11 protein-coding genes are annotated in these 12,288 nt (G+C 61.5%); 4 read left to right on the forward strand and 7 right to left on the reverse strand.

Annotation, left to right across the window (positions count from 1 at the left end; genetic code table 11):
• Positions 1 to 56: 56 nt before the first annotated feature.
• Positions 57 to 920, forward strand: a complete 864-nt coding sequence (locus PQR53_RS11050; RefSeq protein WP_408453064.1) for a sulfurtransferase — start codon at positions 57 to 59, stop codon at positions 918 to 920.
• Between the two features lie 329 nt (positions 921 to 1,249).
• Positions 1,250 to 2,146, forward strand: coding sequence for a tRNA glutamyl-Q(34) synthetase GluQRS (gene gluQRS / locus PQR53_RS11055; protein ID WP_408453069.1), 897 nt, complete (start codon positions 1,250 to 1,252; stop codon positions 2,144 to 2,146).
• 623 nt (positions 2,147 to 2,769) lie between these two features.
• Here gluQRS and PQR53_RS11060 read toward each other — a convergent pair.
• The 7 genes from PQR53_RS11060 to PQR53_RS11090 form a co-directional block, all read right to left on the reverse strand.
• On the reverse strand, positions 2,770 to 4,263 hold the full coding sequence (locus tag PQR53_RS11060; protein ID WP_408453072.1) for a DEAD/DEAH box helicase: 1,494 nt from the start codon (positions 4,261 to 4,263) through the stop codon (positions 2,770 to 2,772).
• Between the two features lie 378 nt (positions 4,264 to 4,641).
• Positions 4,642 to 6,078 carry an aldehyde dehydrogenase family protein gene (locus PQR53_RS11065; RefSeq protein ID WP_408453075.1) on the reverse strand — a complete coding sequence of 479 codons (1,437 nt, stop codon included), beginning with the start codon at positions 6,076 to 6,078 and terminating at the stop codon, positions 4,642 to 4,644.
• 95 nt (positions 6,079 to 6,173) lie between these two features.
• The gene (locus PQR53_RS11070; RefSeq protein WP_408453078.1) at positions 6,174 to 7,826 is read right to left on the reverse strand and encodes an acetolactate synthase large subunit; all 1,653 of its coding nucleotides are present in this window, start codon (positions 7,824 to 7,826) and stop codon (positions 6,174 to 6,176) included.
• Positions 7,827 to 8,107: 281 nt separating this feature from the next.
• Positions 8,108 to 8,476 carry an MliC family protein gene (locus PQR53_RS11075; protein ID WP_408453081.1) on the reverse strand — a complete coding sequence of 123 codons (369 nt, stop codon included), beginning with the start codon at positions 8,474 to 8,476 and terminating at the stop codon, positions 8,108 to 8,110.
• Positions 8,477 to 8,557: 81 nt separating this feature from the next.
• Complete coding sequence (locus PQR53_RS11080; RefSeq protein ID WP_408453084.1) at positions 8,558 to 8,770, reverse strand: DUF6726 family protein; 213 nt, start codon at positions 8,768 to 8,770, stop codon at positions 8,558 to 8,560.
• A 67-nt stretch (positions 8,771 to 8,837) separates the two neighbouring features.
• The gene (gene purT, locus PQR53_RS11085) at positions 8,838 to 10,052 is read right to left on the reverse strand and encodes a formate-dependent phosphoribosylglycinamide formyltransferase (RefSeq protein ID WP_408453087.1); all 1,215 of its coding nucleotides are present in this window, start codon (positions 10,050 to 10,052) and stop codon (positions 8,838 to 8,840) included.
• Positions 10,053 to 10,290: 238 nt separating this feature from the next.
• On the reverse strand, positions 10,291 to 10,428 hold the full coding sequence (locus PQR53_RS11090; protein WP_408453090.1) for a hypothetical protein: 138 nt from the start codon (positions 10,426 to 10,428) through the stop codon (positions 10,291 to 10,293).
• Here PQR53_RS11090 and PQR53_RS11095 point away from each other — a divergent pair.
• Both PQR53_RS11095 and PQR53_RS11100 read left to right on the forward strand, forming a co-directional pair.
• Positions 10,427 to 10,864 (forward strand): META domain-containing protein, encoded by a 438-nt coding sequence (locus PQR53_RS11095; RefSeq protein WP_408453093.1) that lies wholly within the window; start codon positions 10,427 to 10,429, stop codon positions 10,862 to 10,864. The genes PQR53_RS11090 and PQR53_RS11095 overlap by 2 nt on opposite strands.
• A gap of 392 nt (positions 10,865 to 11,256) precedes the next feature.
• Complete coding sequence (locus PQR53_RS11100) at positions 11,257 to 12,270, forward strand: META domain-containing protein (protein ID WP_408453096.1); 1,014 nt, start codon at positions 11,257 to 11,259, stop codon at positions 12,268 to 12,270.
• The last annotated feature ends 18 nt before the right edge of the window (positions 12,271 to 12,288 follow it).

Here is a 12,288-nt window from a genome sequence, read left to right on the forward strand (position 1 = left end):
CGTCTCAATGCGCCCCGTTTTCCGTGCCGCCGGGCGCTTCTTACCGCTGGACACACATGAGTACCGTCAATCTCGCCGCGTATCATTTCGCGACTATCGAAGACACCGCCGCATGGCGCCCGCTCGTCACCGAGCGCTGCACTACGCTTGGCCTGCGCGGCACCGTCCTGCTAGCTCCGGAAGGCATCAATCTGTTCGTCGCGGGCACCCGCGAAGCCGCGGACGCCTTCATCGACTACATCCGTCACGATGCGCTGTTCGAAGGCAAATTCGCCAATCTGCAATTCAAGGAAAGCCTGTCGGAAAAGCAGCCGTTCACCCGCATGCTGGTCAAGCTCAAGCGCGAGATCATCACGATGAAAAAGCCGGCCATCCGACCGGAACTCGGCCGCGCGCCGTTCGTCGACGCCGCCACGCTGAAAAGCTGGCTCGACCGCGGCCATGACGACGAAGGCCGTCCTGTCGTGATGCTCGACACACGCAATGCGTTTGAAGTGGACGTCGGCACGTTCGACGACGCGCTCGACTACCGCATTACGAAATTCAGTGAGTTTCCGGAGGTGATCGAGCAGAACCGCGCCGATCTCGAAGGCAAGACGGTGGTGTCGTTCTGCACGGGCGGAATTCGCTGCGAGAAGGCGGCGATCCATATGAAGGAAGTCGGCATCGAGAACGTCTACCAACTGGAAGGCGGCATCCTGAAGTATTTCGAGGAAGTGGGCGGCGCTCACTATCACGGCGACTGCTTCGTGTTCGACTACCGGACCGCGCTCAATCCCCAGTTGGAGCCAACCGCCACGGTGCAATGTTTCGGCTGTCGCGCGGTAGTCACGCCGCAAGCGCAGCAATCGCCGATGTATGTGGCCGGCAAGACGTGTCCGGAGTGCCATCCGGACAGCAAGGCGGCCCGCGCCGCGTGATAGGCGCAAGCCCTTTGCGCGATCTCGGCGAGGCACGTTGAACGCGCTGGGTGTTCCCTGTGTTTGATGTGCCCGGTGTGCCTGGTGTGCCTGGTGTGCTTGGGGCACAGTACATTGCAGTTGTCGCACACGTGCAGAACACGGCTGGGAATGCTGCGACCGCCTGCGCCGTGGACGCCGCGTTTAGTCGTATAACGTGCTTCGAACGAGAGCACGCTGTGCGAGTTTGCTGGCCCGCAACGCGGAGGCCGGCAAGACACGACTGAGGCGCCCATTTCCTGCATGGCGGTGAGCGCGTCCCGTTTTTTCCGCACTAATCCATCCACCTCATGACCTATCGTGGACGCTTTGCGCCGTCGCCTACTGGGCCCTTGCACTTCGGCTCACTGGTGAGCGCGCTCGCAAGCTGGCTGGACGCCCGTGCGCACGGCGGCGCGTGGCTTGTGCGTATTGAAGACATTGACGGTCCTCGAACTGTCGCTGGCGCGGCCGAGGACATTCTGGCGACGCTTGAACGATTCGGCATGCACGCAGACGAGCCGCCGGTCTGGCAAAGCCGCCGCCTGGCGCGCTATCAGGAAGCGCTGAATCAGTTGAATGCTGCTGACGGTCTGATCTATCCATGCGGCTGCACGCGCAAGGAGATTGCCGATTCGTTGTTGAGTGCGCACGCGCGCAACACTACGCTGGCCTATCCCGGCACGTGTCGCAGCGGCCTGCACGGCAAACCGGCGCGCGCCTGGCGCCTGCGCGTGCCTGACGGCGACGCTGCGGTGATCACATTCGAAGACCGCTGGCAGGGCAAGCAGACGCAGAACCTGGCCACCGAGGTCGGCGACTTCGTCCTGAAGCGCGCCGACGACCAGTGGGCGTATCAACTGGCGGTGGTGGTCGACGACGCGGACGCGGACATTACGCACATCGTGCGAGGTGCGGACTTGATGGATTCAACGGCGCGGCAGATTTACTTGCAGCGTTGTCTGGGCATACCGACGCCAGAGTATTTGCACGTGCCAGTGGTCACGAACGATCGGGGCGAAAAACTCAGCAAACAAAACGGCGCAACCGCGTTGGACAATGACAAACTACTTGAGACATTAAGCGCAGCCGCGCGGCACCTGGGGCTAGAGATCAACGGCAGCGAACACGCGACGCTAGAAGATTTTTATGCCGCCGCAACGACGGCTTGGGCAAAGCGCATGGGCGTGAGCACGCAACACAAATAGCGCCCCAAAAGCGCCGGACACAACCGAGACAACCCAACACCCGAGGGACGCCAGTGGAGACCGGTCCGCATAGCTGGTAACTGCGGCGGTAGCTTTGGCCTCGGCTTTGGCTTTGGCTTTGGCTTTGGCTTTGGCTTTGGCTTTGGCTTTGGCTTTGGCTTTGGCTTTGGCTGGGGCTGGGGCTGGGGCTGGCGGCTGGGGCTGGCGGCTGGCTGCCATAGCGGCAAGCGGCACGATAACGCCACCAGGGCATTCGGGGCGTTTGTCGACCGAGCGAGCGGAAATGGGGAGGGGTTTTGAAGAAATACCGCTACGGTGCGCGGAGCGCTGCCGGAAGAATGACGGCTGTGTCACTCACGCGGAGTGTGCGGGAACTCAGATTCCAGATGCACCACTACCGCCGCTGTGCGGGGGACCCGCTTATGAGCTAGCGGTGTGAGCCGCTTTCTTTTGCCTATCTTTTCTTTGCGGCCGGCAAAGAAAAGTAGGTGCCGCCCCGCACAGGGGCAACGCTAATAGACCACTAAGAAGACAAGGAAAGGCCAAAAAACCCAGATCAACAAAAGGCCAACACCGGAAGCCCACAACCCCAAAGCGCCGCGCGGGCAACCAACCAAAAAAAATCACGAAGACGAAGTCAACTTCCTCGGCATCCCAAACCCACCGAGCAACGCCGCCAACGGCTGCTTCGAACCACCCTTCTGCGGAGCACCAGCAGACGAACCCGAGGCCGCCGCCTCTTCAACCTTCCGCATGGAAGCCGCCGAAGGCTCATAAGGCTTAAGAAAGAAATCATCCACCGGCTGCGCACGATGATGATGCGGCCGATCGAACGCCCCCGAACCCGAAGCCCCCGAACGCCGGCGACCGCCGCGCTCATCACGACCTTCCGCACGGCCATCGACGCGTTCACGCCGCGGCGCACGCTCTTCATGGTGATGCCGCACCGGCGTATCCACAACCAGACGTTGCACATCCAAAGGCCGCTTGATCAGCTTCTCGATATCGGCAAGCTGCTTACGCTCGTTCGGGCTACACAGCGACAACGCATCGCCCGAAGCCCCGGCACGCCCAGTGCGCCCAATCCGGTGCACATAATCTTCAGCATTGAACGGCAGGTCGAAATTGATCACGGCGGGCAGCTCGGCAATATCCAGACCACGCGCGGCGACATCAGTCGCCACCAAAGCCTCGATCTCGCCCCGCTTGAATGCATCCAGAGCCTGCATCCGTTCATTCTGCGTGCGGTCACCGTGGATCGCCGTGGCGATCACGCCGTCGCGCTCGAGACTGCGCGCCAGACGGCTCGCACCGATCTTGCTGTTACAAAACACGATCACCTGCTTGAGGTTGCGATCGCGAATCAGTTTGACGACAGCGCCCGTCTTGTCGCCCTCGGCCACTTCATAAACAGTCTGCGTCACATTGGTCGCGGTCGAATTGCTGCGTGCGACTTCGATTGTCTGCGGGTCGCGCAGATAGGTAGCGGCAAGCTTCTTGATTTCGCCCGAGAACGTGGCCGAAAACAATAGCGTCTGACGTTCTTTCGGCAACAGGTTCAGGATGCGCTGCAAATCCGGCAGGAAGCCCATGTCGAGCATCCGGTCGGCTTCGTCGAGCACGAGGATCTGCACCTGGCCCAAATTGGCGGTTTTCTGTTGCACGTGATCGAGCAGGCGGCCCGGCGTAGCGATCAGAATTTCGACGCCGCGGCGCAGCTGCTCGGATTGCGGATTCATATCGACACCGCCGAACACCACCGCGCTGCGCAGCGCCGTGTGCTTCGCATAGGCCTGCACGTTCGCGGCAACCTGGTCGGCAAGTTCGCGGGTCGGCGTGAGGATCAGCGCGCGCACCGGATGGCGGGCGGGCGATGCGCTCGTGCTGGCCTGCGGCAGCAGACGCTGGATGATCGGCAGCGAGAAGCTCGCGGTCTTGCCGGTGCCGGTTTGCGCGGCGCCCATCATGTCACGGCCGGCCAGCACGACGGGAATCGCCTGCTCCTGGATCGGCGTAGGGATGGTGTAGCCCGATTCTTTGACGGCTTTCAGGATATCGGGCGCGAGGCCGAATTGATCAAAAGTCGCAGTGCTGGGCGTGACGGCTGTGTCGGACATGGTGGCTTTCGCTAAAAATGCACTTGGCGCGGGTGCGCACGGCAGCGGTCGGAACCGCAGAGGGCATCAGGATGAAGGCGGAGCCACGGCGTTCCGCACGGGGACCCGTCAGTATTACGGGAAAAAATGCGGCCGGCTCCGGCCGGCGGAAACACCCGCCGGAAAGGCCGGTATTGTAGCACTTCAGCAAAAACACTCATGGCGCATCTGCCGACTTTCTGCTTACGCGGGCGAAAGCCGGCCGGGGGGACGTCGCACAAAGCCTTGGAAAATTGCGGCGAGACCGCCGAACGCCTCGCCGGCGAGCGTAGTTCGTTCACGCGACAGTTGCATGACAGCACGAGCTTCCTGCCCTGCGGGTCGCCGCCTGAGCAAGCCTCACCAAGTCTCGCGCATCACCATCAACCTCATCTCGGTCATATCCTCGATCGCGTAGCGCACACCCTCGCGCCCGAGCCCCGAATCCTTCACGCCGCCATACGGCATGTTGTCGACCCGGAACGACGGCACGTCATTGATCACCACGCCGCCCACGTCGAGCACATCCCACGCGCGATGCGCATGGGCGAGCGAATCGGTGAACACGCCGGCCTGCAGGCCGAAGTCGCTATCGTTGACGGTGGCCAAGGCGGCGTCGAAATCGTCGAAACGCTCCAGAATCGCCACCGGCCCGAACGCTTCCTTACGATACAGATCGGTGTCGCGCTTCACGCCCTCGAGCAGGGTGGCCTCGAACATCGCGCCGTCGACCTTGCCGCCCGCGACGATCTTCGCGCCTGCCTGCACCGCGCTTTCCATCCAGCCGGCGAGACGTTTCGACTCGGATTCGGAGATCATGGGCCCGACAAAGGTCTTTTCGTCCTTCGGATCGCCCATCACCAGCGACTTCGTTTTGGCGATCAGCTTCTCGCGCAGGGCGTCGTAGAGCTTCGCATGCACCAGAATCCGCTGCACGCCGATGCAACTCTGCCCCGACTGATAGAACGCGCCGAACGCCAGCCGGTCGACCACGTAGTCGAGCTTCTCACCCTGATCGCCGTCGACGATCGCCGCCGCGTTGCCGCCCAACTCCAGGATCACCTTCTTCTTGCCGGCCTTTTTCTTCAGTTCCCAGCCCACCGCGGGCGAGCCGGTAAAGGACAGCAGCTTGAAGCGCTCATCGGTGGTGAACAGGTCGGCGCCGTCACGATGCGCCGGCAGAATCGAGAACGCGCCTTTCGGCAAATCGGTTTCCGCCAGAATCTCGCCCATGATCAGCGCGCCGACCGGCGTGCGGCTCGCCGGTTTCAGCACGAACGGCACGCCGGCCGCGATCGCCGGCGCGACTTTGTGCGCGGTCAGGTTCAGCGGAAAATTGAACGGCGAGATAAACGAGCACGGCCCGATCGGCACACGCTTCACGTAGCCGTGATAGCCCTTCGCGCGCGGCGAAATCTCCAGATTGATGATCTCGCCGTCGATGCGCACCGACTCTTCAGCCGCCACCTTGAACGTATCGATCAGACGCGTGACCTCGCCTTTCGAGTCGTTGATCGGCTTGCCGGCTTCGATACAAAGCGCGAGCGCCAGCTCGTCGTAACGCTCGCGAAAGCGCTTCACACAATGTTCGAGCACCGCTTGACGCTTGAAAGGTGGAAACGCGCGCAATGCGGGCATCGCGTCGACGGCGTAACCGATCGCCTTGTCGATCGCCGCTGCGTCCGCCATCGCCACGCGGGTCGCCACTTCGCCGCTGAATTTATCGGTGACTTCGAGATCGGTATTGGCGGCTACCGCAACGTTTGCGAGGTAGTACGGGTAAGTCTTGTTCAACATGACACGTTCTCCTTTCCGACAACTGACATTAGTCATGCGGCCAGCAAGGGCTATGCCCCGTTGCCGCTCATCGCTGGTCCTTCATCGTTGCGCGCTCATAGCTGGGCGGAGAGCCGTTTGATCTCGCGATTCAGCACGCGCTCGTTGTCCGAGTAGTCGATCGGCAGATCGATCACATGCACGCCGGGCGTCACGAAACATTCGCGCAGCAACGGCGCGAACTCCGCAGCCGATTCAATGCGATGGCCTTTCGCGCCGTAACTCTGCGCATACGCGACGAAATCCGGGTTGCTCAGCGTCATGCCGTAGTCCGGGAAGTTCATGTTTTCCTGCTTCCAGCGGATCATGCCGAACGCGTCGTCGCGCAAAATCAGGATCACCAGATCGAGCTTCAGACGCACTGCCGTTTCCAGCTCCTGCGAATTCATCATGAAGCCGCCGTCGCCGCATACCGCCATGACCTTGCGGTCCGGATGCACGATCTTGGTCGCGATCGCCGACGGCAAGCCGGCGCCCATCGACGCCAACGCGTTGTCGAGCAGCAGCGAATTCGGTTCGTGCGCACGGTAATAGCGCGCGAACCAGATCTTGTACATGCCGTTGTCCAGACACACGATGCCGTCCACCGGCGTGGTCTCGTAGACGTCGTTGACGATCCGCACCGGGTACATCGGGAAACGGTCGTCGTGCTGGCCTTTAACCAGATGCTCTTCGAAGTGCTGCTTGATTTCCTTGAAGCGCGTGAAGTCCCAATGTTCCTTGCGCTCCTTGAGACTCTCCTTGAGCTGCCAGACCGCGTTGGCAATATCGCCGACCACTTCAATCTGCGGGAAATACACCGTATCCACTTCTGCGCCGAGAAAGTTGACGTGGATCACCGTCTTCTCGCCGGCGTCGCCGCTGCGCATGAAGAACGGCGGTTTCTCGATCACGTCGTGGCCGACGTTGATGATGCAGTCCGCGTGATCGATCGCGCGATGCACGAAATCGCCGTCGGACAAAGTGGCGTTGCCGAGCCACATTGGGTGCGATTCATCGATCACACCCTTGCCCATCTGCGTCGTGAAAAACGGAATGCCGATCTGGTCGACGAATTCGCGCAGCATCTTGGTGGTGGTCTTGCGGTTGCCGCCCGCGCCGATCATCAGCAACGGATGCTTCGCCTTCGTGATCGCCTCGACCGCGCGCGCCACCGCCTTTTCTTCGGCGACGGGACGGCGGCTATAGCTCTTCGGAATCGGCTTGCCATCGCCCTCTTCATCCGCGACGTCTTCGGGCAATTCGAGGTGCACAGCGCCGGGCCGCTCTTCTTCCGCCTGACGCACCGCCTCGCGCACCGAGGCCGGAATGTTGGCGATCGACACGATCTGCCGCGTGTACTTGGTCAGCGGCTCCATCATCCGCACTACGTCGACGATCTGGAAATGCCCCTGCTTGCTCGATTTGATCGGCTTTTGTCCGGTCACCATCAGCATCGGCATGCCGCCCAACTGCGCGTAGGCGGCGGCGGTGACGAAGTTGGTCGCGCCCGGCCCGAGGGTGGACAGACAGACACCCGTGCGTCCGGTGAGGCGTCCGTAGGTGGCGGCCATGAAACCCGCCGCCTGTTCGTGACGTGTGAGGATCAGGCGGATTTTCGAGCGGCGCAGCGATTCGAGCAGATCGAGATTTTCTTCACCGGGGATGCCGAACACGTACTCGACACCTTCGGCTTCCAGCGATTTGACGAACAGGTCCGATGCTTTCATGGAGGGTCTCGCTTGATGGAACGGACGCGGGCCATGGGCCCATCCGTTGAGGTCGGAAAACGGACGATCGAACACGACGACAGCCACCCGCACCGCGCGCGGCCGGACATAACGGTGACAGCGGAGACAGCAGTAACGGCGGACACAGCGGATGCCATGCCGGACAGCTTACTACTCGAGCGGAAAGGATGTGCGCAGGCGGGCAGCGCCGCAAGGCAGGGGAAACGTGAAGGCCAGGCGAGGCAGGCGGCATATTTTTGAGGAAAGCCGCCGCAACCTGCTCAGCGATTGATGGTGACGCAGTCGGACAGCATCGGCGGGGCGTTTTCGCCATCTGTCGCGTCGTAGAGGTCAGCGCGCGGGCCCTTGGTCCACCAGGTGTAGCTGCCGGCCTGATACTTCGCGCCGGAGCCCGATATCGTGTTGACGAACAGCAGTTGCTGGCCCTTTACAGGTACGAGCGCGAAGCTCTGGCCGTTCGCGGTGTTCCAGTAGGTCACTTGCAGGATCTTGCCGGTCGCGCAGGTGTATTTGTGCGTCTGGCGATTCTTGGCCTGAATCTCGGCGAGGCGCGATGGCGCGGCCCAGGCATTGCCATACAGCGCCGCGAGACTCGCGGCCGCAGTGATTGCAACAAGCCATTGCTTCATGAGATGCCTCGATCGTTGTTGCGCATCAAACACGGGCGGCGCGCCTTGCACCGCGGCTGGGTTGCCGCCATGTGGTCTCGTTTATGGATCGATCACGTCGGCGCACGCGTCGGTCGGCGCGGCGGCGACGTGCCCGACCAGCGGCACGATCTTCAAGCCGGCCGATGCGACCCGGCACGGTGCAGCGGCGAGGCCGCACCCTGTCATTCCGGCACACAGCGCGATCGTCACGCCGAGCGCGCCGAAACGGCCAAACTTGCCACGCCGCGTAGTCTCGCGGGATTCCAGGGCCATGCCTACCTCAACTTCAATGAGCGTCAGTGAACTTCGATGAGTCAGATTGCGCATGGGACACATCGCCTTACCTGGTCGAAACCGGCCGCACCGCCGCCGCGGCCTGCTTCGCGCGCGAGCGTGCTTCGTCGATACTCTCGCCGGTGGCGAGCGCCACGCCCATGCGGCGCTTGACAAAGCTCTCCGGCTTGCCGAACAGACGCAGATCCGCATTCGGCACGGCCAATGCCGCCGCGACGCCTTCGAACGCGATGCCCGCTTCGTCGAGACCGCCGTAAATCACCGCCGACGCGCCCGGCGCCCGCAGCGACGTATCTACGGGCAAACCGAGGATCGCGCGCGCGTGCAGTTCGAACTCCGAGAAGCGTTGCGAGCACAGCGTGACCAGCCCCGTGTCGTGCGGGCGCGGACTCACTTCAGAAAACCATACGTCATCGCCGCGGACGAAAAGTTCCACACCGAACAGGCCCCTGCCGCCCAATGCCGCGGTCACCTTGTGCGCCACTTCACGCGAACGTTCGAGGGCGAGCGGGCTCATCGGCTGCGGCTGCCACGATTCGACGTAGTCGCCCGCCACTTGCACGTGGCCGATCGGGTCGCAGAAATACGTGCTGACTTCGCCGCTCGCCGGGTCGATCGCACGCACGGTAAGCTGCGTGATTTCGTATTCGAAATCGATAAAGCCTTCGACGATCACGCGGCCGTGATTCACGCGCCCGCCCGCCATTGCGTATTGCCAGGCGGTTTCGACGTCGGCGTCGCTCTTCAGCACCGACTGCCCCTTGCCCGACGACGACATCACAGGCTTCACCACGCACGGATAACCGACCTTGGCGATGCCTGCGCGCAGTTCCTCGAGCGAATCGGCGAACGCGTACGGCGAAGTGGGCAGGCCGAGCTCCTCAGCGGCCAGACGGCGGATGCCTTCGCGATTCATGGTGAGTTGCGTGGCGCGCGCGGTCGGGATCACTTCAGCGAGGCCGTCGGTTTCGATCGCGGCGAGCGCATCCGTGGCGATCGCTTCGATCTCCGGGACGATCAGATGCGGGCGTTCCTGCTCGACCAGCGCGCGCAACGCGGCGCGATCCGTCATGTCGATCACGTGCGAGCGATGCGCGACCTGATGACCCGGTGCGTTCGGATAGCGGTCCACGGCGATCACTTCGACACCCAGCCGTTGCAGCGCGATGATCACTTCCTTGCCGAGCTCGCCGGCGCCGAGCAGCATGACGCGCGTGGCGGATTCAGAAAGGGGCGTGCCGATCCGTTGGCCGATCTGCATGGGGTCTCCAGATAAAAGTCGGATGAGGGTGGGATTGGGTAGAACACGATGTTAACATGCGCACCCCACTGCGCACCCGTTGCGCCGACGTCGCGGCCCCCGCGCGGCGCCTTGCTCGGCGGGTTCGCGTTGCTATCTGTGCGTAAGGTGCATAAAGACGTCACAGGGCGCCGCCGCGCCGACGATTGAGTTCGTTGCACGCCGTTCGCTCGCGTGCGGCGTGCCGAGTGCGTTACCCTTACGCCTTCGCCAGTTTGAAGAGGAACGACGCCATGCTCCAAAGCTCCTCCGCGCGAGCTGTTGCGCGCATCATCCCGTATGCGCGCACGGCCATCGCCGCGTTGAGCGTCGCCGCGCTATGCAGTGCGTGCGCCATGCCAAAGCATTCCGACACGGAAGCGGCGCCACCCGATCCGTTCAACCCCGCCGCAACCCAGTTGCTCGACGACACCAGTTGGGTACTCACCGGCTGGAAACAGGCCGACGGCACGGCACGCGCGATTCCGCCCGCCGATCAGGGCGCGCCGGTCACGCTCGTGCTCTCCACCGACAAAGGTCAGCGCCACGCCAGCGGCTTTTCAGGCTGCAATCGCTACATGGGTTCGTATGCGCTGAAAGACGGCAAGCTGAGCTTCGGCACCCTGGGTGGCACGCGCATGGCGTGCGCGACGCCGGGCGGCCAGATCGAGGGCCCATATCTCAACGCGTTGACGCACATCGACCGTACCGGCGTGCAGATGCGCGCACCGCAGCAGATGCAACTGGTGCTCGATAACGGCGATACGCTGACGTTCGACCGCAGCGCAAAATGACGGGCAGGCGGGTGCGCGTCGAGGGTGGACGCGCGCTGCGTCTGCTGACTCGACGGCTTCCGACCTTCCAGATCTTTCCAGCGGCCCTCTATTTGATTTCAAACGATGCCAGCGCGTAAATCTCGCGCGCGAACCGATTGGAAAATCAGATCACGTACATTCGAATAAACAAGAATTTATTCTTAAATACTCTTAATAAATCTTATAAAAACTCAACCCCGCATCCCCAAATAAAGCAGTGCCCCGTCATTTTGCCGCATTGCCTTCCTCAAGCACACCACCTACGATATTAACTGCATCCTTACCCAATGCAATCCACGGACATTTATTTCAACTCGCCCACGACTAAAAATAATGGGCAGGATTTGTTGCGCATTAAATAGGAATTTATCATGCTTACTTGCAAGAAATCATTTTCCAATATACATGGCAACTCCACCGAAGCGATCAACTTCGCTTTTCCCCACGTAAGGCCAACCGCTTTTGGTATCCTGGTCGCAGCCACGCTCCTTACTGTCTGCACGCTACCCGCTCAAGCAGCCCTCCCGGCTCCCCCGTCACCTGTCTCAGAGAAGTCAATCCAGAATACCGTTTGGGGCCTTCAGAACTGGACGCGCGCCGACAACAGCACACGTGCTGTACCGCCTCAAGAAGTGCCGGCAACGCTCGAGTTTGCGCGTGAAAACACGATCATTGGTTACACGGGTTGCAATACGATCTCGGGCAAATATTCTTTCGTGCAAGACCACCTGTTGATACAGACGGGCAGCATGAGCCGCCGGGCCTGTTTCACCTTGCCGGATAGCCGGTTCGAACGGGAATATGCAGGGGCGCTGGGGACTATCGCCCAAACCCGCATGCTCGGCGGTTCTCCGCAGAGATTGCAGATGATTCTCGCCAACGGCGAGAGGCTGGAATTCTTGCCCCTCCAGCACAATACTGCTGGACAGGTGAATTCCGCACTCCGTGTCACCGAAGAACGAATCAAAAATACCAAGTGGACACTCACAAGCTGGAAGCCCGCAAACGGCGACGTGCGGGCATTGCCCACGGGTGAGAAATCACTCAGCCTCAATTTTTTTGATCAAGGGAGAGCCGACGGTTATACAGGATGCAACTCCATGCAGGCGAGCTATACATTCGCCGATGGCAAGCTGTCAGTACAACCGGGCGTTGCCACCTTGAAGTTATGTCAAGAAATATCCCGGGATCAACAAGGAAACCGCATCCGGGACAACTCCAGCTATATCCTGGAACAGGACTATCTCAATGCATTGCCTCAAATCAAAGCGGCGGACATACAAATAGCGTCGAGCACTTCACAGCGATTGCGGCTGGTCCTCGATAACCGCGACACGCTCGAGTTCGAGCGCAGTCCTGGGTGGATGACCGAGGGCCTTAACTGATCGCCGTAGCCGCCGCCT

The organism is Paraburkholderia fungorum (assembly GCF_046027605.1).
Lineage (GTDB): Bacteria > Pseudomonadota > Gammaproteobacteria > Burkholderiales > Burkholderiaceae > Paraburkholderia > Paraburkholderia fungorum_F.